Consider the following 21199-nt stretch of genomic DNA (forward strand, 5'->3'; position numbering starts at 1 on the left):
ATGTTATACCCTTCTATTGATGAAATGGTTAAGAAAGTCGACAGCAAATACTCGCTAGTCGTTGCAGCATCCAGACGCGCGCGCATGCTGCGCAATGGGGAAAAATCCGAGCTTAAATCGCCAAGATCGGCGAAATTTGTTGGTGTAGCTCTTGAAGAGATTTACGGCGACATCGTTGTTGTAGAATCGAAAGAACCGATCGACGAGTAGGCTGCTGGCCCTTTAGTCAGCTTATATGGTATTCAGGAGAGCAACCGTCATCTATGGCGGTTGTTTTTTGTTTCGGAAACTAGGGTGTCCATACAAACCAAAATGGGGCCGCAAATCCTTACTCAGCGCTTATTTGAAACCAATCTGATCTGATGGTTCAAGGCTTAAGGAAGCTCAGCATGCCAGTGTTGCAGGGCTGCACGAGTCGGGAGTAAATGCGAAGGCCCAACCATCACAGCTGTGAGCGGCCCTAGTTAGAGGCCCTAGTGAGCGGCCTAGTTAGGGCTTAGCATGTGAAAATCATGTTGTTATTGCCTTGTGTGATTACTCGTAAACAAATCTTTGTTTTTGTTTGAAATATGTATATTCAAAGATAAACAAATATGTTAGTATAAAAACAAGCAAAAACAAATATGATTTCGGAGGTTTGCAAAATGGTACAATCTTTATGGAATGCCTCTCTTGCAGCAGAAGTTGAAGCAGGTTTGGGTGAACTCGTATACCGTTCTAATATTATTGGCACTGATCGCCGTGTATGTAACTGGGGGGGCGGCAACACTTCCTCGAAAACAATCGTAAAGGACTTCCGTGGCCGTGATGTAGAAGTAATGTTCGTTAAAGGCAGCGGTTCTGACCTTGCGTCAATGAAAGCAGGCAATTTTACAGGTTTGCGTATGGAGGATATTCGTCCATTGTTCGAACGATCGGAAATGTCGGATGAGGATATGGTAGCGTATCTGGTTAACTGTATGATCGATTCCAAGCACCCGCGCGCTTCTATTGAGACGCTGCTGCACGCGTTCCTGCCGTTCAAGCATGTGGATCACACGCATCCGGATGCGATTATTAGCTTGTGCTGCGCAGACAACGGCAAAGCGGTAGCGAAAGAAATTTTCGGCGACCGTTTCGTCTGGGTTCCATATGTGCGTCCTGGTTTTACTCTTTCAAAAATGATCGCGGAGGGCGTGCTCGCTAATCCGAAGGCTGAGCTTGTGCTTATGGAGAAGCACGGTCTGGTTACTTGGGGTGAGACATCAGAGGAGTGTTATGCAAAAACGATTCAAATCATCAGCGAGGCGGAAGCCTACATTGAGGCACGCGTGGATGAAGCGAAGCTGTTTGGCGGCGTGAAGCATGAGGCGCTGGCGGCTGACGTCCGCAGAAGCATCGCGTCACAAGTGATGCCAACGATTCGCGGAGCAGTGAGCGACGAGAAAAAAATGATTTTGACATTCGATGATGAAGCCGATGTGCTGCAATTTGTAGGCGGACACAATTCCGGTGTCGTTTCCCAGGTAGGAGCTGCTTGCCCGGATCACCTCGTTCATACGAAGGTCGTTCCGCTGTTTGTGGATTGGACACCGAACGCGGACGATGTAGAAGGACTTAAAGCGAAGCTGAAAGAAAGCGTTGCTGCCTATAAAGAGCAATACAAAGCGTATTTTGAACGCAATAAGCATGAAGGCGATGTTATGTTTGAAGCGGCTCCACGCGTTATTTTGATCCCAGGCGTAGGCATGATTAATACTGGAAAGAGCTGGGCCAACTCGAAGGTTAGCGGCGCGCTTTACCACCGTGCGATTGCGGTTATTAGAGGAGCGACAGCTCTCGGCGAGTTCGTATCGCTTAGCGAAAATGAATCCTACAATGTTGAGTACTGGCCGCTTGAGCTTTACAAATTGTCGCTTGCTCCGGCTGAAACTGAATTTTCCCGTAAAGTGGCGTTTATTACAGGCGGTGCTGGCGGGATCGGCAGCGAAACAGCTCGCCGCCTCGTTTCTGAAGGCGCGCATGTGGTGCTTGCGGACTTGAATCTGGAAGGCGCTGAGAAAGTAGCGGCCGAAATCAATGACAAGTATGGCGAAAACAGGGCGATTGCCGTTAAAATGGATGTAACGAGCGAAGAGCAGGTTACTGCTGCTTATGCGGCTACTGCGCTTGCTTTCGGCGGCGTTGATATTATCGTCAACAATGCGGGCCTTGCTACATCTAGCCCATTTGACGAAACTTCGCTCAAGGAATGGAACCTGAACATGAACGTGCTTGGCACAGGCTATTTCCTTGTCGCTCGTGAAGCGTTCAAACAAATGAAAGCACAGGGTATCGGCGGCAACATGGTATTTATTGGCTCGAAAAACTCGGTATATGCAGGTAAAAATGCATCGGCTTACAGCTCCGTTAAAGCGCTTGAAGCACATTTGGCTCGCTGTATTGCAGCTGAGGGCGGCGAATTCGGCATTCGCGTCAACACGGTGCTGCCGGATGCTATTTTGCAAGGCTCGGCGATTTGGAACGGCAGCTGGCGCAATGAGCGCGCAGCGGCTTATGGTATTGAGCCGGATCAGTTGGAAGAGTATTACCGCAAGCGTACGACGCTGCTGGTTAATATTTATCCGCGTGATATTGCCGAAGGCATTGCTTTCTTTGCTTCATCGAAATCGGAGAAGACGACTGGCTGCATGCTGACGATTGACGGCGGCGTTCCGGCAGCGTTTACCCGCTAAATTTATTAGGAGTGATGCGGATATGTATAAAGCTCAGGGAGAAAAGCATTGGTTTATACCGGACGGTTACATTCCAGAGACGAGCTCCGGCTCGCTGCCTAGCCATGAGTCCATCTGTGTACTGAATACTTCGTCAGAAGAAGCATTGCTGCGCATTACGATCTTCTTCGAGGATCGTGACCCAATGAACGATATTCTGGTCGTGATTCCTGCCAGACGTACCAAGCATGTCCGCACGAGCTCTTTAGGCAAAAACGGAGTGCCGATTCCAATCGGCGTTCCGTATGCCATTGAGCTGCAAAGCGACATTCCGGTCATTGTACAGTACAGCAGACTCGATTCCACGCAAGCGGAAAATGCATTAATGTCAACGATGGGCTATCCCATTAAATAATATAATATTTTATAGTGGAAGGGTGTTTGAACATGTCCGATCGTGCGTATCAGCTATTGGAAGAACAGCAGAAGGCTAGAGGGATTAATCTGGATGCCGTCAAAGAGCAATTGAAAACGCTTAAAATCGAAACGCCTTCATGGGGCTATGGCGACTCAGGTACGCGCTTCAAGGTTTATCAGAAGGAAGGCGTTCCACGTACACCATTCGAGAAAATCGAAGATGCAGCGCAGGTTCACCGTTACACTGGCCTTGCGCCATCGGTGGCTATCCACATTCCTTGGGATAAAGTAGATGATTACAGCAAGCTGAGAAGCCATGCGGAAAGCCTCGGCCTCAAGATCGGCGCAGTTAATCCGAATTTGTTCCAGGAAGACGAGTACATGCTCGGCAGCGTAACGAATGCAAATGAAAAAATTCGCCGCAAAGCGACAGACCATTTGCTGGAATGTGTGCAAATCGCTAAAGAAACAGGCTCGCGCGATATTAGCCTCTGGTTTGCAGACGGCACAAACTATCCGGGCCAAGGCGATATTCGCAAGCGTAAAGCATGGATGCAGGAATCGCTTTCTGAAATGTACCGTGCACTTGATCCTCATATGCGAATGCTGATTGAATATAAATGCTTTGAGCCTGCTTTCTATCATACCGATCTCGCAGATTGGGGCATGTCGTATAACTTGGCGATGAAGCTTGGACCTCAGGCCGAGGTGCTTGTGGATACTGGGCATCATCTGCAAGGCGCGAACATTGAGCATATCGTTGCTTATCTAATTGATGAGAAGCGCCTGGGCGGCTTCCACTTTAACAGCCGTAAATATGCGGATGATGATCTCATCGTAGGAACGACGAATCCTTATGAGCTGTTCCTGATTTTCTATCAAATTTTGCTGGCTAGCCAAGATAATGATGAGGCAATTCGCAACAACGTCAGCAATATCGCCTATATGATTGACCAATCACACAGCATTGAGCAGAAAATTCCAGCGATGCTGCGATCGGTACTGAATGTACAGACGCAATTCGCGAAAGCGCTGCTGATCAATCATGATGAAGTAACAGATGCGCAAAATAGAGATGATGTGCTTGGCGCTGAAGATGCGGTTCGCAAAGCGTTCGAATTCGACGTTACGCCGCTGCTGCACGCGGTTCGCGAGGAGCAAGGCTTGCCGCTAGATCCAATGCGCGCGTATTTGGACAGCAGCTATGGCAAGGATATTTTAGCGAGAGGCAAGGGCGGTGCCAGCTGGTGACCATTCTTGCTTACGATTTAGGGGCGAGCAGCGGAAGAGCGCTGCTTGGCCGCCTCGTCAACAACAAAATCGAAGTGGAAGAAATACATCGGTTCTCGAATGATCCGGTACAAGTGGGAGAGCGTCTGCATTGGGACGTTCTTCGCTTGTATTTTGAGATCAAACAAGGCTTGGTCAAAGCGGGGCAGTTGAAGGCAGAGCCGCAAAGCATCGGCATCGATACATGGGCTGTAGACTTTGGCCTTATTGGAAGCAGCGGCGAGCTGCTGGGAAATCCTTATCATTATCGTGACGCACACACGGATGGTATGATGGAGAAGGTTTTTAAGGCGATTCCGCAGACGGATATTTTCGAGCGGACGGGCATTCAGTTTTTAAGCTTTAATACGATATACCAGCTCGCTGCTTTGCAGCAAAATGGATCACCGATGCTGCGTGAAGCCCAGCATTTTCTTATGATTCCAGATTTGCTGCGGTATTATTTGACGGGCGATATGGTTAATGAGTTTTCCAATGCGACAACGACTCAGCTGTTTAATCCGCTAACAGGAGATTGGGATGGCGAATTGATTGAACGCCTTGGGCTGAATCGCAATATGTTTGGGCAGGTTGTTCAGCCGGGAGCGGATGCCGGGCGTATTCGTTCCTCCGTGAGCGCCGAGCTTGGCGTTGGGAGTATCCCGGTGATCGCCGTTGCTGAGCATGATACAGGATCTGCTGTTGCGGCTGTGCCCGCCCTTCAGCGTCCATTCGCATATTTGAGCTGCGGCACCTGGTCGCTGATGGGGACAGAAGTAGAGCGTCCAGTCATTAATGAGACAGCCTATCGCTTGAACTTTACAAATGAAGGTGGCGTAGACGGTACGTACCGCCTGCTCAAAAACATTATGGGCCTCTGGATTGTCCAGGAACTGAAGCGTGAATGGGATCAAGCGGGGCGCGGCCAATCCTTTGCTGAGCTTGTCAAGCTGGCGGGAGAAGCGAAGCCTTTCACTGCTTTCATCGATCCGGATGCAGCGGTGTTTTTGCCTCCAGGCGGCATGGAAGCACGTATTCGCACCTATTGCGAGCAGACAGGGCAGCAGCTTGAGCGCAGTCCAGGTGCAATTGTGCGTTGTGTATTGGAGAGCCTCGCGTTAAAATATCGTTATGTGCTGGAATTAACGGAGCAGCTTTCCGAGCAGCAGTTCAACGGCCTGCATATGGTAGGCGGCGGCATTCAAAATAAGCTGCTATGCCAGTGGACGGCTAATGCCATCGGCAAGCCGGTGTGGGCAGGGCCAGTTGAGGGCAGCGCAATCGGCAATATGATTGTGCAATGGATTGCCCGCGGCGAGCTGGCAGATATTTGGGAAGCGCGCAAGGTGATTCGGGACTCCTTCGAGGTGGAGCATTACGAGCCGACGGAGCAGCAAGCATGGCAGGAAGCTTACGGCCGGTTTACACAGGTGACGGGGCTGTAGTTTTTTGAAAGAAAGGAGGGCGGCTTATGCTGGTTGCGGAGCGTTATGAAAAAATCGTACAGCTGGTGAATGACAGAGGCAGTATAAGAGTGTCCGAGCTCAGCGAGCTATGCGGCGTAACGGAGGAAACGATACGGCGCGATTTGGATCGCTTGGAGCAGGCAGGCAAGCTGCGGCGTTCGCACGGCGGAGCGGTGAACGTGAAGGATCAGCAGCCGGAGACGCCCTTTACCGAGCGGGAAATTACTCATGCGGAGGAAAAACGGCAAATTGCGCAGGAAGCGATTAGGCTCATTAAGCCAAAGGACCGGATCGTACTGGATGCCAGTACGACGGCCTGGTATATGGCTTCGCATTTGCCGGATATACCGCTCACGGTATTGACCAATTCCATTAAGGTCGCGCTGGAGCTGAGCACGAAGGAGAAGATTGAGGTTATCTCCACTGGCGGGCTGCTCGCTTCGCGTTCGCTGTCCTACGTTGGGCCGCTAGCGGAACGCTCGCTCAATGCGTATTACGTCGATAAGCTGTTTTTATCGTGCAAGGGCGTGCATTTGGAGCGGGGAATTAGCGAGTCAAGCGAGCTGCAGGCGCGCATTAAGCTGAAAATGATCGGTATTGCCGATCGGGTCGTACTGCTGGCTGATTCCAGCAAGTTCGGCGTACAAGCTTTTACACAGGTGGCAGAGCTGAGTGAAGTCCATTCCATTATTACGGACAAACGGATTGGGGCGGACACCGTTGCCGAGCTGAAGGCAAGATCAATGGATTTGACGATAGTGTAAGGTGGCGTTCTAGCAGGCGGGACTTGTCAAAAGGCTGTTGGGAAGTGTTTGCAGCATGCGGATTATTCCCAGACGTTTTGCAGTCCCGCTTGCTTTGTCCAACTTGTCTGACAACCTGATATTATACATTTGTTATTCATCCGAGCAAAAGAGGTGCTAAAGGTGAAAGTATCCTTATTTATTACATGTTTGAGTGACGCGATGTATCCTAGAGTCGGTGAAGCGATGGTTCGGCTGCTGGCGAAATACGGCGTACGGCTTGATTTTCCAACGGTGCAAACCTGCTGCGGCCAGCCGGCTTTTAACAGCGGCTATTGGAAGGAAGCGCGGGAATCAGCAAAGACGATTTTGGACGCTTTTGAAGACAGTGATTTTGTCATTTCGCCATCCGGCTCCTGCACAGGAATGATTCATCATTATCCGAAGCTGTTTGAAAATGATCCTGTCATGCTCGCACGAGCGAATAAGCTCCAGCAGAAGTCTTATGAATTCACGCAGTTCCTTGTGCAGGTGCTTGGGGTGAAGGATGTAGGTGCGGTGTACCCGCACAAGGTGACCTATCATCCTTCCTGCCACGGCAGCCGCCTGCTTGGCATTAAGGAAGAGCCAATGGAACTGATGCGGCACGTCAAAGGTATGGAGCTTATACCGCTGCCGTTTGCAGAGGACTGCTGCGGGTTTGGGGGAACGTTCGCCGTCAAGATGGCGGATATATCTGGCGCAATGGTGACGGAGAAGGCGGACCATGTACTGGAAACGGAAGCAGAGGTGCTCGTCGGTCTTGATCTTGCCTGCCTGATGAATATCGCCGGAAATTTGCGTTACCGCAACGAACCGGTGAAAGTGATGCATTTGGCTGAGCTATTGTATGAAGGGGTGAAGCAGGCATGAGTGCACCAGCAGGAACGAAAGTGCCGCCTACGGTCAAAGGCCGGGCAGATCTGGCGTTAAACGACGAGTTTTTGCGCAAGGCCGTTAAATTTACGACAGAGCGTCTTCGCAACGGCAAGCAAGCGGCTACAGCCGAGCACGGCAACTGGGAAGATTGGCGCGAACGCGGACGGCAAATTCGTCTGCATACGATCGCCCATCTAGACTATTATTTAAATTTGTTCACTGACAATGCAAGGGCGAATGGCGTTCATGTGCATTTTGCTTCGACGGCGGCCGAGGCGGTGAAGGTTTCACTTGCGATCGCCAAGCAGGTAAAGGCGAAATCGGTCGTAAAATCCAAGTCGATGGTTACGGAAGAGCTGCATCTTAATCATGCGCTGGAAGGGCTCGGAATTGAAGCGATTGAAACCGACTTGGGCGAGTATATTATTCAGCTTGCGGGCGAGACGCCTTCGCATATTATTATCCCAGCCATTCATAAGAACCGCTTTCAAATTGCGGAGCTGCTGTCCAAGGAAGCGGGCGAGACGCTTGAAGCGGATACGACGATATTGGCGGGCTTCGTCCGCAAAAAGCTGCGGGAGAAGTTTCTTGAAGCGGATATCGGCATGACGGGCTGTAATTTTGCGATTGCTGAAACCGGGTCGATGGTATTGTTTGAAAATGAAGGCAATGCGCGTATGGTGACGACGGTGCCGAAAACGCAGATTACACTTATGGGCATGGAACGGATTATTCCTTCCTGGTCGGATCTTGAAGTAATGGCAACGCTGCTGCCGCGTTCAGCCACTGGGCAGAAGCTGACGATGTATATGTCCGGCATTACCGGACCTCGCCGCGATGTGGACGCCGATGGGCCTGATGAGATGCATATTATTATTGTAGATAATGGGCGTTCGAACCAGCTTGGCGACCCCGAGTTTCAGGAGCTGCTCAATTGCATTCGCTGCGGCGCCTGCCTTAATGCTTGTCCGGTATACCGCCACATTGGCGGTCATGCCTATGGCGGAACGTACAGCGGACCGATTGGCGCAGTGCTCACGCCTGCGCTCCAAAAAAATGTCGGCGATTGGGATGATATTGCCAACGCCTCCAGCCTGTGCGGCGCCTGCTATGAAGCATGCCCGGTCAAAATCCCGCTGCATGAAATGCTCATTTATTTGCGCAGGCGCAAGCAAGAGGGCGGACATCGCGATTTGGCGGAAGCGGGGGGCATGAAAGGATTTTCAGCTATTATGGGCAATTCGGGCCGCTTTAAGGGCGTAGTCAAGCTGGGCAAGCTGGGACAGAAGCTCGTTTCACGCAACGGCGAAATCCGGCTTAAGCTGGGGCCGCTGAAGGGCTGGAACAGCTACCGTGTTACGCCAAGCCTGCCGAAGCAGTCATTCCGAGATAAGTGGGGCACGCTCGAAGAGGAGCTTCGCCATGGTCTGAATGAGCTAAGCCCAGATGCGCGCAGCCGGATGGAGCAGCTCGTTCGCAGCAGAGAGCAAGATGGAGGAGGGCATGGACATGGCTGAACAGACGCATGAGCAATGGCTGGAGGAGCTCGCGGCGGATTCCCGCCGCAAGCAGGAAGCTTTTATGAATGATATCGCAAATAAGCTGGGACGTCCGCGCGTACTAGAGAAGCCGGTGCATCCGTTCCGCGGTGCCCCGGACTTCTGGCAGGAGTATGAATGGACACTGGAAGAGCGTATTGAACGTTTTACCGCGAATTTTCATAGTAATGGCGGACATGTCAGCCATTTGTCCACGATGGACGAAGCGAAGCAGTTCATTAGCGATAAGGCAGCGGAGCTTGGCGCGCGTTACATCATTAGGCAAAACCAGCCGGAGCTTGCCGGGATGAAGCTGGAAGAAGCACTTCCTAACGTGAGCTTAAGCGTATGGAACAGCGATGAAAATGAAAATTGGAAAGCGCGCGCGGCAGAAGCGGATTTTGGGGTTGTTGTGGCTGATTACGCGGCTGCCTATACGTCATCTATTGCCGTTTTGTCTGGAAAGGACAAGGGGCGCTCAGTAAGCCTGCTCCCAACTGTTCTCATCGTCATTATTCCGCTTGAGCGGCTGAAGACGAAGTTGGGTGAGATTTTAATTCCGATGGATGAAGCGGGTCGTGAGAGCTTGCCAGCGGGCGTTCATTTTATTTCAGGGCCAAGCCGATCGTCCGATATTGAAAACGACCTGACGATTGGTGTTCACGGTCCCGGCGTCGTTTATGCGCTGCTGGTCGGATAGGACTTTGGGCTATTTTTCAAGTGAGCTTAGGAAAAGGAGGCGGGCGGCTTGCAAGTAACGAAGCTGACAAAGCGGAACCATTACGAGGAAATTACGGCGCAAATTAAACGTATGATCGTAGATGGGGAGCTTAAGGTCGGAGACAAGCTGCCTTCCACTAAGGAGATGTCCGGCCGCTTTGGGGTGGGGCGGTCTACGACTAGAGAGGCGCTCAGTGCGCTTAAAGCGATGGGGCTGATTGACATTCGCCAAGGTGGCGGCTGCACGGTCATAAGCACGCTGCCCTCGGAGTTTGAGCTGCCCGAGCTGCAATCGCTGCGTATTAATCGCCAAACCTTACTGGCGCTGCTGGAGGCGCGCCAGTCCTTCGAGGTATCGAATGCCGCTATTGCTGCGTCTAAACGGACGGAGGAGGATCTGGCTGTATTGAGGGAGCTTGTCGTTCAAATGAAGGCAGCCGCAGGCAATGATCTGGAAGGGGAGCGCACCGACCTGCTATTCCATTTGACGCTTGTAAAGGCGACGCATAATACGATTTTGGTGCAGCTGTTTGAGACGGTCATGAATCAGGTGGAAACCGCCATTCGGGAAATTCGCAGGGTGGAGTTGTATGCGAACCGCTCGGTTGCGGAGCAGCTTTATGAGGAGCATTTGGCCATTTATAAAGCGGTTGAAGTACAGGACGCCGAAGCGGCGTCGCTGTCGATGCGGCAGCATCTGCATCACGTCGAAAGCATTTTGATGAAATATGTGTGACCAGCAGCGGCAGTTCTGACGAGTATAATCGTCAAGGATTGCCGCTTTTCCATTAAAGCTGCTTTTCCATATGCACACAAGCCACATGCTCACCAGATGGCCTGAATCTTAAAGAGATATCAAAAGGCTTATAGCCTAGCTTTTTGTAAAAAAGCATTCCTCTCGTATTCGTGTTATGGCATAAAAGGTTAAGCTTCTTTATTTTTAATTTTTCTTTGGCGATCATTTCCATCGTTTCGATCAAAAATCCCGCCGCTCCCTTGCCCCGATAATCAGGGGAGACAATGACATTGCCCAGCCAGCAGTCGTTGTTGTCATCCTTGTAAAAGTTGGCGTAGCAGGCAACACTCTTCCCATGTGTAATGACGGTTGGCTCCAGCCGGTTAGGAAGATTTTTTACTATTTGCTCAGGCGTTAAAGGGTAGGAGGCTGACGGAAACATACAAGGTGAAACGGATCTCGCCGTCCTTTGGCGGCGCGGCGCGTTTCATTCCGAGAAATATAGAGAAGGTATCGCGTAATGCTATACTTTCCTATATTTTAAAATAATTCATCTTCGGTTTGTGGAAAAGAAGAGATGGTTGAAAGATCGCTCGTTTGCAAGGAGCGGTAGGTGTACATAAAGTAAATCCCCCATTTCAAAAAAATATTTTTTGCATATGTCTTAATTATTATGTATTCCCTATTAAAAGGCTAGATGGAATGACAATGTTGTTTTTTGATAGATAAGAACCTTTGTTTCAAAATGAAGAAAATGCAATTGTTGGTCAACTGTCCATTTGGGCAAGATAGAGGGGCCGACCAATATCAGCCAATTTTATAAATAGAGGTTTGTTTGAAATGAAAATCTAACGATGAATTATAGTTGGGATTAGCCTTTTATTTTAGGGTGTGTATGCAAACCGGAGTCGGCTTTCTGTTCTTTGTTTAGCGTTTATTCGAGGTCAATTTTCTCTGCCGATTTAAAGGCTTATAGAACCCCATTATGCGAATGTTGCTGAGTCCACTGTGGGTGTAAAAGCACTGTTGCAGAGACTGCTGCGGCTGAGGCCATCATCTCGGAAGCTCACTGCTTTTTTTGAAGGACTGAGGTTCCGCTATTTAGGCTTTTACTCCGATTTGAGGCCACCCGCGGACAGGAACGCCTTTATTCCCCTCATTATCCCGTCAAAATGGCTTTTGAAAGCACATTAGAGGCTTCTGAGTCCGCAGCCGATGCCATAACCCTTGATTTGGCTTAAATAGCGGCTGCTGTGTCCGCCAAGTCTAACTTTATTCAAGGGGCCAGCCGCTGAAACCAAGAGCATGGCGGTGGCTATAATCAGGAATTGAATCGCTTATGATTGCATACACGCCCTAGTAAGCGGTTTTCTTGTGTTTAACCATTAATGAATGAATGAAGGTATAGCCTTCTTGCCTAATGGCATGACCAATTTTCGCAAATCGCGGAATGAAATTTAAAAGTTGGGAATAGTAAGGCTTGTGGCAAAACAAAATCAAAAAATAAAGAAGGACGGTGTCTACTGCATGAAATGGGACTGGAGTATTTCCTCTCGCAGGAAATTGGGAAAAACGATTGGGGCATTACTTCTGGCTGTTGCCTTGATGATGAGCATGCCGAGCACGAGCATGGCTTTTGGAAAAGGTGATCATGGGCCGGATGTGTATGTCGTTCAAGGGATGCTGAAATCAATGGGAAGCTATGCTGGCCCAATTAACGGGAAATTCGACAGTTTAACAGTAAAGGGAGTTAAGTATTTTCAAAAAATGCACGGGCTTCCGGTTACTGGTGCAGTCGACAGTCGGACATTTCAGTCTATTACTTATGCCTATAGCCAAGTAAAGTATCCTTCGGGAGCAAAGGCTAAAAGCGGAGCGAAAGGCAACTTCCGCATCAAAGGTGAAGGCGGAGGCAAAGGAATTGGCGGCGGAGCTGGCCAAGGCGGAGGCAAAGGAATTGGCGGCGGAGCTGGCCAAGGCGGAGGCAAAGGAATTGGCGGCGGAGCCGGTCAAGGCGGAGGTAAAGGTATCGGCGGCGGAGCCGGTCAAGGCGGAGGCCAAGGCATTGGCGGCGGAGCCGGTCAAGGCGGAGGCCAAGGAAACGGTGGCGGAGCTGGCCAAGGCGGAGGCCAAGGAAACGGTGGCGGAGCCGGTCAAGGCGGAGGCCAAGGAATTGGCGACGGAGCTGGTCAAGGCGGAGGCAAAGGAATTGGCGGCGGAGCTGGCCAAGGCGGAGGCCAAGGAATTGGCGACGGAGCTGGTCAAGGCGGAGGCAAAGGAATTGGCGGCGGAGCTGGCCAAGGCGGAGGCCAAGGAATTGGCGGCGGAGCTGGTCAAGGCGAAGGCCAAGGAAACGGCGGCGGACAAGCTCCTACTATCAAGCCTGCTCCAATTGTAACGCCAGCGCCAACTACAGTTCCAGCTCCGACAACGCCAGCGCCAACTACAGTTCCAGCGCCGGCAACACCAGCGCCAACTGTAGCACCAAAACCAAAATCATATTACTAAAGAATGTGGGATGAGCGAATCATTCCGATAAAAAAACGAGCCATAGAAGCGATTCTATGGGCTCGTTTTTTTTATAGTTATTTTTCAAAGCTGATTATGGAAGGCAACTATTTCGCTTGCAAAAACTTGTCGATAAATTGAATCGCTTTATCTGTGTTCTCGCTATTCACACGGACGCCAACGATATAGTTTTTCGGCGTAAGCACGGCAAGATTTTTCACCAGCGGGCTGTTGCTGATATCGATGCCGTATACATGCTCGGTCGGTTCATCCTTCGTCGTTTTTTTGACCAGCTCGCTCTCGGTAACCGAGGATTTCAGCTCGCCGCTCACTGCATCATCGATGTTTTGAAGGACGCCCTGCGGACTGATCCAGTCGAAGCTGGCCGAATCAAGAATATAAATATCCGGCTTCTCCGTTGCCAGAACAACCATCGCTTTTTGCTGGGAAGCCATATCGACTGCATCTTTAGCATCAAGCGGCACATAGGTCAAGTTAACTTTAAACCGTTTCCACTCGGGGAACTTGTCCAGCAGTGATTGCTCGAGGACAGCCATGTCCTGCTTATTGTCCTCTGTAAAAAATTCGCCAAAATACATCACTGACAAATCAACCGGCGGCAGGCTGGCAAGATAGCGCTGTTCCTCGCGATGATCCATATAAGCGATAACGCCGTAGATGATAAGAGCAATCGCCACAATTCCACCGAAAACATGGTATTTATAGTAGCGCCAAAAATGGTCGGTTTTCTCGGCGGCAGACGCCATATTTTTAAACTTTCCATACTCCTTCTCATTGAACGCTTGCTTGAACTTCTGGTCCTCTGCTTCAAGTATCCGTTTATAAGCGGCGGTCACTTGGCTGAATTCATCTGCCGTTGTCTCCCCATTACCTGTGGTCTGCGTCCGGGATCGGCGAAGCAAGAGGCTATAGCGTTTCTCAACCTCTTCTTTTGAAGCGTTTTCGGGAAGGCCCAGCTTCGCGTAGGCTTGTTTTACATCTTCCATGGGGTCACCTCGACTATTATTTAAAAATATCAGTATAAATCCTACCCTCTAGTATACGGATTTAAGCGGACAAATGCCAATTTTCGCGCTTGCCCGCAGACGAGAGAGCGAATACTGGCCGAAAAGGCGCTGGCATTGAACAGACTGCGAATTCAGTGATCATATGGTATGATAGGAAAAAGCTAGCTTCAAAACTAGCGTCTTGGGTGCGGCCAAACACCGTCATACTTGAAGGAAATAAGCAGCTGCCTTACGCTTGGAATCAAATATCCAAGGAATGGGCTTGCACAAATCAGTCAATACCATAGATTAAGAGCATTGTTGTAATGGGGGATGGGCCATGCTTACAAATAAAACAATTATACTAGGAATCACGGGTGGTATCGCAGCCTATAAAGCGGCTACGCTTTGCAGCCGGCTGGTGCAGGCAGGGGCTAAGGTGCACGTCATTATGACCGAATCAGCAGCCCGTTTCATCACGCCGCTGACGCTCCAGACGCTTTCGCGCAACCCGGTGCATATCGACACCTTTGACGAGAGGGACCCGGCGGTCGTATCCCATATTCATTTGGCCGATCATGCTGATCTCATTGTTGTTGCTCCTGCCACTGCAAATGTGATTGGCAAAATGGCAAATGGGCTTGCAGATGATATGCTCAGCACGACCCTGCTGGCGGCAACGAGCCCGGTGCTTGTCGCTCCAGCTATGAATGTGCATATGTATGAGCATCCGGCGGTGGCGCAAAATTTACAGACATTAGTGGATCGCGGCGTCATGTTCGTGGACCCGGGCGAGGGACAGCTTGCCTGTGGTTATGTGGCGAAAGGGAGGCTGGCCGAGCCGGAGGAAATCGTCCACGCGATTGAAGAATGGTTCAGCCGAAGCCGCAAGCTTGCTGGCAAGCATGTTCTTGTTACCGCAGGCGGAACGGTGGAGCGGCTTGATCCCGTGCGGTATTTGACCAATGATTCCTCGGGCAAAATGGGCTTTGCCATCGCGGAGGCTGCGCTGCTGATGGGCGCAGAGGTCACCGTTGTCGCTGGGCGGACGACTGTAGAGCCGCCTGGGGGTGTAAAGCTGGTGCGGGTTGAATCCGCTCAGCAAATGCTTGATGCGGTCACCGCGTATTTTGAAACGTCTGACATCGTTGTTAAAGCGGCGGCTGTTGCCGATTATCGCCCAGCCCAGCAGCAGGAGCAGAAGCTGAAAAAGACGGGCGAGACGCTCACACTTGAGCTGGAGCGCACGACGGATATTTTGCAGCTGCTTGGCGAGCGCAAGACGCATCAACTGCTCGTTGGATTCGCTGCCGAAACCCAGCAGATCGCGCATTATGCGATGGATAAGCTGACGCGCAAACACTGCGATCTCATCGTAGCCAATGATGTGAGCGCGGAAGGGGCAGGCTTCAACGGCGATACGAACGTTGTGCAGCTGTTTGGCAAGGAAGGGTTGATAGAGGCGCTTCCTTTATTGTCCAAACGCGAGACGGCAAGGCGTATTTTGGAAGTCGCGGTGCAGCGGCTTTCACAGCTTCCTACCCAAAGGAGCTTTGGCGAATGATTGCCAGAGTGATAGTAGACGTGCCGAGCCGCCAGACGGATCGGCCATTCGATTATGAGATTCCTGCGGACATGTCCGGCTGGATTGAGGTGGGGAGCCGGGTTGGCGTGCCCTTCGGCGGCCGCGTGCTGCAAGGCTTCGTTGTGGAGCTGGCGGAAGAGGCGGAAGTTGACAGTCGCCGCCTCAAGGCGGTTGCCGAGCTGCTTGATCCGCTGCCGCCGCTGCTTCCTGACTTGATTGGGCTAGCCAAATGGATGAGCGACAAATATTGCTGCTCCTGGACAACCGCGCTGCAAGCGATGATTCCCGCTGCGCTTAAAGGCAAGGCCGAGCGTTATGTGTCGCTGAACGATTCGCTGGGTGAGGAGTTGGAGCAGCTGGCAAGGCGCTTGCCGCAGGAGCTGCTGGATATGCTCTCGCGGCAGCGGCAGACGAAGCTCGAATCGCTGAAGGAACGTTTCCCGCAATACGCGCCAGATATTAAAGCAGCGCTGGAAGAAGGCGTGCTGCTCGAGCAGACAGCGATTCGCGACCGTCTGGCGATTCGCAAGGTGCTGACGGTGTTCCCGCCGGCAGATAAGGCAGCGGCTGTCGAGGCGCTAGCGGCATGGCCGGCAAAGGCGGGCAAGCAGCGGGACTTGCTTGCCTTTATGCTGGAGCGAGGCGAGCCTATAGCGCTGCAAGCGCTGCTCGCAGAAGCAGGCGGATCACCGGCGAGCGTGCGCGCGGTTGCAGGTAAAGGCCTGCTGGAGCTGCGGGAAATCGAGCAGCAGCGCGATCCTTACGCGAGCCGCGAGTTCGAGCGGACGGTTCCGCTGCCGCTCACCGAGGGGCAGCAGAGCGTATACACCCGCATAGCTGATGCGGTCACGCGCGGCGAGCCGCAAGTATTGCTGCTGCATGGCGTGACGGGCAGCGGCAAAACCGAGGTCTATTTGCAAGCGATCCAGCATTGTCTAAAGCAAGGCAAGCAGGCGATTGTGCTTGTCCCAGAAATTGCGCTTACCCCGCAAATGGTTGAGCGGTTTAAAGGGCGTTTCGGCGATGCGGTAGCGGTGCTGCACAGCCGCTTGTCCAATGGGGAGCGCTACGATGAATGGCGCAAAATTAGAAGCCGCAAAGTACAGGTAGCCATTGGCGCCCGCTCGGCTATTTTTGCCCCTTTTGAACGCATCGGACTCGTCATTATTGATGAGGAGCATGAATCTTCCTACAAGCAGGAGGAAAGTCCGAAATATCATGCCAGAGATGTATCTGTCCAGCGCGCAAGGCAGCATGGAGCGGCTGTCGTATTAGGCTCGGCGACGCCGTCGCTTGAATCATATGCGGCGGCAAGCAGGCGACCGGCAGAAGGGCGCGAATCGTCGCTGCTGCCGATGCCAGACCGCGTGGGGGGAAGGCCGCTGCCGCCCGTAACGGTTATTGACATGCGTGCGGAGCTTGCGGCCGGCAATCGCTCGATGTTCAGCCGCACGCTGCATGAAGGGCTCGTACAGCGGCTGGAGCGCGGCGAGCAGACGGTGCTGCTGCTCAATCGGCGCGGCTATTCTACCTTCGTCATGTGCCGCTCCTGTGGCTACACGGCGCTTTGTCCGCACTGCGACATTTCGCTGACGTATCATCAGAAGTCACGGCTGCTGCGCTGCCATTATTGCGGTCATGCCGAGCAGGCGCCGCAAACCTGTCCGTCCTGCGAAAGCGAGCATATCCGCTTTTTTGGTACGGGGACCCAGCGTGTAGAAGAGGAGCTTGCGAAGCTGTTTCCCGGCATTCGCGTTATTCGAATGGATGTGGACACGACGACGGAGAAAAATGCGCATGAGAAGCTGCTGAAGCGCTTCGGCGACCGTGAGGCGGATGTGCTGCTTGGCACGCAGATGGTAGCGAAGGGGCTTGATTTTCCATACGTTACGCTAGTTGGCGTTATTGCAGCGGATACGTCGCTTAATTTGCCGGATTTTCGCTCAGCGGAACGGACGTTTCAGCTGCTTACGCAGGTGGCAGGCCGTGCTGGCCGTCACCAGCTGCCAGGGGAGGTCGTTGTCCAGACGTATTCACCCGAGCATTATGCGGTTACAACCGCGCAAAAGCATGACTACATCCGGTTTGTCGAAGAGGAGCTCAAGCATCGCGGCGTTATGGGCTATCCGCCTTATTGCCGGTTGGTGCTGGTCACGATGTCGCATGAGCAGCTTGCGCTGCTGTCCTCGGTGTCAGAGCAGTTTGCGGAGCGGCTGCGCGAGCTGGCGGCTGATGAAGGCGTATTAGGTCCGCTTGGAGCGGGTTTGCCGCGTGCGCTGGAGGTGCTTGGGCCAGTCGCATCGCCTATATCGAGAATGAAAGATCGCTACCGTTTTCAATGTGTGATAAAATATCGGGGGAACATTGATGTGCCTGCGCTTCTTCGCGGTGCGCTTGCGCCATTCATTGCAGGCTCTCCTCAGAAGCTTGTGCAGTTCAGCATTGATGTAGATCCGCAAGTCATATTATAGATTTCGTTGTAAAGGAAGGGAACGGCAATGGCCATTCGTATTATTGTAAAAGATCCTGATCCCGTTTTGCGGGAGCCAGCTATGGAAGTTACTAAATTTAATTCCAACTTGAAAAAGCTGCTTAAAGATATGGCGGAAACGATGTATGACGCTGATGGCGTCGGTCTAGCGGCTCCGCAGGTCGGCATTTCCAAGCGTGTTATCGTGGTGGATATCGGGGATGAAAAAGGACTGATCGAAATGGTCAATCCGGTCATCGTGGAAGAAGAAGGCGAGCAGCTTGGACCTGAGGGCTGCCTGAGTATTCCGAATTTAAACGGAGATGTGATGCGTTCAGACCGCATCGTCGTAAAAGGCCAAAATTCCGATGGTGAGACGTTTACGGTTGAAGCGGAAGGCTTCCTTTCGCGGGCGTTCCAGCATGAGGTTGATCATTTGAACGGCATTTTGTTCACGGATCTCGCCGAGAGCGTGTACGATATTTCCGAAAGACAGAAAAAAGGCGGCGAATAAGGCCATGCGTATTGTATTTATGGGGACGCCGGAGTTCGCCGTCCCTTCTTTGCAGTTGTTAATCAATAACGGCTATGAGGTCGTGGCAGTTGTCACGCAGCCGGATCGTCCAAAGGGGCGTAAGCGGACGCTTACGCCTCCGCCTGTGAAAGAAGAGGCACTGGCTTTAGGCTTGCCGGTTTTGCAGCCTGAGCGCATGCGCAGCAGTGAAGCGGCCCTGGCCCTGGCACAGTATCGCCCTGATTTAATTGTGACCGCAGCTTATGGGCAGATTTTGCCGAAAGGTGTGCTGGAGCTGCCGCGTCTGGGTTGTATCAACGTTCATGGCTCGCTGCTGCCTCGCTATCGCGGGGGGGCGCCGATTCAACGTGCGATTATTAATGGCGAGACGGTAACAGGCGTAACAATTATGTATATGGCTGAAGGACTGGACACTGGCGATATGATCAGCAAGGTGGAAGTCGCCATTACCGATGAGGATACATCGGGCTCGCTGTTTGAGAAGCTGAGCGCTGCTGGAGCGGAGCTGCTGGAGCAGACGCTGCCGGGCATTATTTCAGGCGCTGCGACAGCAACGGAGCAGCAGCATGAGCTGGCAACTTACGCGCCGAATTTGTCGCGTGAGGATGAACGGATTGATTGGGCGAAATCTGCCCGCCAAATCTATAATCAAGTGCGCGGCCTATCGCCGATGGCCGGTGCGTTTACTTATTTGAACGGCGAGCTGTTCAAAGTATGGGCTTGCGCCAAGCCCGCAGAGCCGTCTAGCGCGGATAGTGCTGCCGCAGCTCTGCCGGGAACGGTGCGCGAAGCAAATGGAGCGGGAATCGCCGTACAGACGGGTGCTGGCGTAATCGTGCTTACGCAAATTCAGCCAGCAGGCAAAAAAGCGATGTCAGCGGCTGACTGGCTGAAAGGCTCACGGCTGGCTGAAGGCACTGTCTTCGGCGAAGCAAACGAGATAAGCGGTGAAGACCAATGAGTGAGCAAAAGCAAGTTAAGCCTGCGCAGCCAGCAGTAAAGTCTGGACGGCCGCAGCAGAAAAATTCAGCGGCGCCTTCATCGAAGGCTGCTTCGCAAGGACGTCGCCCGCAGGCTGGGGGCAAATCAGGCAGCAAATCCCGCTCTGCTGGATCTGTTGGAGGACAAGCATCCAGCGGAAGCAATCGAGCGGCGGGTCAAGCGGGAGCGCGCAAAAGCGGCTCGACACGTGCTCCTCGTACGCCAAGGGAGCTGGCGCTGGATATTTTGGTAAGCGTTGCTGGTGCTGGTGCCTACAGCAATCTCAAGCTCAACCAGTCGCTGCAGGATGCTAATCTTTCTCGTGCGGATGCGGGCCTCGCTACAGAGCTGGTATACGGGACGATTCAGCATCAGCGCACACTCGATTATTGGCTTACGCGATTCGTAGCGAAGGGCTTCAATAAGCTGCAGCCGTGGGTTCATCAACTGCTGCGTATGAGTGCTTACCAGCTGCTGTATTTGGACCGGATTCCGGTTCATGCCGCAGTTAACGAAGCGGTTTCCATTGCCAAGAAGCGGGGGCATCAAGGTATTTCCGGCATGGTCAATGGGGTGCTGCGCAGTATGGATCGCAGCCGTGCAGAGCTTGTGCCGTCGGCAATTAAAGCGGGTTCACCGGCGGAAAAGCTCGCGATCCTTCATTCCTATCCCGACTGGCTCGTTAAGCGCTGGCTGCTCGCTTACGGCGAGCAAACGACTGAAGCTATTTGCGCGGCTGGCAATGATTCTCCGCATGGAAGCGTACGGGTCAATTCCGTCCGCGGAACAAGGGCTGCAGCGCTTGAGCAGCTTGCTGAGCTTGGACTTGATGCCGAAGCATCGCCGCTTGCTCCCGCAGGTATTACGACCCGCCGCGGCGGCAGCTTGGTGGATACGGATGGCTTCCGCGAAGGGCTGTGGACGATACAGGATGAAAGCTCCATGCTCGTAGCCGAGGTCGTCGCACCAGCAGCCGGCATGCAGGTGCTGGATTGCTGCGCCGCTCCTGGCGGCAAAACGACGCATCTGGCTGAGCTCATGGGCAATAAAGGCAAAGTGTGGGCGAACGATTTGCACCCGCATAAACGGCAGCTTATTATTGATCAGTCTTCACGGCTCGGTTTGACGAACGTGGAAGCCATAACAAGCGATGCGGCGCAGCTGTCCGAACGGTTTGCCAGCGGTTCGATGGATGCTGTGCTGCTGGATGCGCCTTGCTCAGGCTTTGGCGTCATCCGGCGCAAGCCCGAGATCAAGTGGACGAAGACGGCTGCTGATGTAGCCGCTATAGCGGACATTCAGCGCGAGCTGCTTGAAGCGGTGAGCGGCCTCGTTAAGCCGGGTGGTGTGCTCGTCTACAGCACATGCACTATTGAACGATCCGAAAATGAGGAGCAGGTAGAGCATTTTCTACAGGCGCATCCTGAATTTGAGCTGGACCGCAACTGGCCGGAATCTGTTCTCCATGCTTTGCAGGAGGCAGGGGCGATCGATGAGGCGTTTAAAGGCTATGCGCAGCTGCTTCCGCAGCATTATGGCAGCGATGGATTCTTCATTGCCCGCCTGCTGAAGCGCGTCTAATCGTTGCTTGTGGTTCATGATGGACGTTTGTG

The 21199-nt window shown here is 52.5% G+C and carries 18 protein-coding genes; 16 read left to right on the plus strand and 2 right to left on the minus strand.

What is annotated here, in order from left to right; genetic code table 11:
* From rpoZ to MHB80_RS12050, 10 genes are all read left to right on the plus strand, one after another.
* Positions 1-210 (plus strand): DNA-directed RNA polymerase subunit omega, encoded by a 210-nt coding sequence (gene rpoZ, locus MHB80_RS12005; protein WP_341282351.1) that lies wholly within the window; start codon positions 1-3, stop codon positions 208-210.
* Positions 211-644: 434 nt separating this feature from the next.
* Positions 645-2714 (plus strand): bifunctional aldolase/short-chain dehydrogenase, encoded by a 2070-nt coding sequence (locus MHB80_RS12010; RefSeq protein WP_341282352.1) that lies wholly within the window; start codon positions 645-647, stop codon positions 2712-2714.
* Between the two features lie 22 nt (positions 2715-2736).
* Positions 2737-3108, plus strand: a complete 372-nt coding sequence (locus MHB80_RS12015) for a sensory rhodopsin transducer (RefSeq protein ID WP_341282353.1) — start codon at positions 2737-2739, stop codon at positions 3106-3108.
* Between the two features lie 32 nt (positions 3109-3140).
* Positions 3141-4361, plus strand: coding sequence for an L-rhamnose isomerase (gene rhaI, locus MHB80_RS12020; protein ID WP_341282354.1), 1221 nt, complete (start codon positions 3141-3143; stop codon positions 4359-4361).
* The gene (locus tag MHB80_RS12025) at positions 4358-5824 is read left to right on the plus strand and encodes a rhamnulokinase family protein (protein WP_341282355.1); all 1467 of its coding nucleotides are present in this window, start codon (positions 4358-4360) and stop codon (positions 5822-5824) included. The genes rhaI and MHB80_RS12025 overlap by 4 nt, the downstream gene beginning before the upstream one ends.
* Before the next feature lie 26 nt (positions 5825-5850).
* Positions 5851-6609, plus strand: coding sequence for a DeoR/GlpR family DNA-binding transcription regulator (locus tag MHB80_RS12030; RefSeq protein ID WP_341282356.1), 759 nt, complete (start codon positions 5851-5853; stop codon positions 6607-6609).
* A 162-nt stretch (positions 6610-6771) separates the two neighbouring features.
* Positions 6772-7500 carry a (Fe-S)-binding protein gene (locus MHB80_RS12035; RefSeq protein WP_341282357.1) on the plus strand — a complete coding sequence of 243 codons (729 nt, stop codon included), beginning with the start codon at positions 6772-6774 and terminating at the stop codon, positions 7498-7500.
* On the plus strand, positions 7497-9023 hold the full coding sequence (locus MHB80_RS12040; RefSeq protein ID WP_341282358.1) for a LutB/LldF family L-lactate oxidation iron-sulfur protein: 1527 nt from the start codon (positions 7497-7499) through the stop codon (positions 9021-9023). Before MHB80_RS12035 ends, MHB80_RS12040 begins: the two co-directional genes overlap by 4 nt.
* Complete coding sequence (locus MHB80_RS12045) at positions 9016-9744, plus strand: LUD domain-containing protein (RefSeq protein ID WP_341282359.1); 729 nt, start codon at positions 9016-9018, stop codon at positions 9742-9744. The genes MHB80_RS12040 and MHB80_RS12045 overlap by 8 nt, the downstream gene beginning before the upstream one ends.
* A 48-nt stretch (positions 9745-9792) precedes the next feature.
* The gene (locus MHB80_RS12050; RefSeq protein ID WP_341282360.1) at positions 9793-10500 is read left to right on the plus strand and encodes a FadR/GntR family transcriptional regulator; all 708 of its coding nucleotides are present in this window, start codon (positions 9793-9795) and stop codon (positions 10498-10500) included.
* Between the two features lie 52 nt (positions 10501-10552).
* On the opposite strand, the gene MHB80_RS12055 is transcribed toward MHB80_RS12050, so the two are convergent.
* Positions 10553-10942 carry a GNAT family N-acetyltransferase gene (locus tag MHB80_RS12055; RefSeq protein WP_341282361.1) on the minus strand — a complete coding sequence of 130 codons (390 nt, stop codon included), beginning with the start codon at positions 10940-10942 and terminating at the stop codon, positions 10553-10555.
* Positions 10943-12027: 1085 nt separating this feature from the next.
* Between MHB80_RS12055 and MHB80_RS12060 the strand changes: the two genes are divergently transcribed.
* Positions 12028-13008 carry a peptidoglycan-binding domain-containing protein gene (locus MHB80_RS12060; protein ID WP_341282362.1) on the plus strand — a complete coding sequence of 327 codons (981 nt, stop codon included), beginning with the start codon at positions 12028-12030 and terminating at the stop codon, positions 13006-13008.
* Between the two features lie 107 nt (positions 13009-13115).
* Here MHB80_RS12060 and MHB80_RS12065 read toward each other — a convergent pair whose 3' ends face one another.
* Entirely contained in the window at positions 13116-14015 is a 900-nt protein-coding gene (locus MHB80_RS12065; RefSeq protein WP_341282363.1) for a J domain-containing protein, read from the minus strand.
* A gap of 340 nt (positions 14016-14355) precedes the next feature.
* Between MHB80_RS12065 and coaBC the strand changes: the two genes are divergently transcribed.
* The 5 genes from coaBC to rsmB are packed head-to-tail and all read left to right on the plus strand — an operon-like array spanning position 14356 to position 21167.
* Positions 14356-15579, plus strand: coding sequence for a bifunctional phosphopantothenoylcysteine decarboxylase/phosphopantothenate--cysteine ligase CoaBC (coaBC, locus tag MHB80_RS12070; protein ID WP_341282364.1), 1224 nt, complete (start codon positions 14356-14358; stop codon positions 15577-15579).
* On the plus strand, positions 15576-18071 hold the full coding sequence (gene priA, locus MHB80_RS12075) for a primosomal protein N' (RefSeq protein ID WP_341282365.1): 2496 nt from the start codon (positions 15576-15578) through the stop codon (positions 18069-18071). The genes coaBC and priA overlap by 4 nt, the downstream gene beginning before the upstream one ends.
* 27 nt (positions 18072-18098) lie before the next feature.
* Positions 18099-18584 carry a peptide deformylase gene (def, locus tag MHB80_RS12080; protein WP_341282366.1) on the plus strand — a complete coding sequence of 162 codons (486 nt, stop codon included), beginning with the start codon at positions 18099-18101 and terminating at the stop codon, positions 18582-18584.
* Positions 18585-18588: 4 nt separating this feature from the next.
* The gene (gene fmt, locus MHB80_RS12085) at positions 18589-19566 is read left to right on the plus strand and encodes a methionyl-tRNA formyltransferase (protein ID WP_341282367.1); all 978 of its coding nucleotides are present in this window, start codon (positions 18589-18591) and stop codon (positions 19564-19566) included.
* Entirely contained in the window at positions 19563-21167 is a 1605-nt protein-coding gene (gene rsmB / locus MHB80_RS12090) for a 16S rRNA (cytosine(967)-C(5))-methyltransferase RsmB (RefSeq protein ID WP_341282368.1), read from the plus strand. The genes fmt and rsmB overlap by 4 nt, the downstream gene beginning before the upstream one ends.
* The last annotated feature ends 32 nt before the right edge of the window (positions 21168-21199 follow it).

Source organism: Paenibacillus sp. FSL H8-0537, assembly GCF_038051995.1.
Taxonomy (GTDB): Bacteria; Bacillota; Bacilli; order Paenibacillales; family Paenibacillaceae; genus Pristimantibacillus.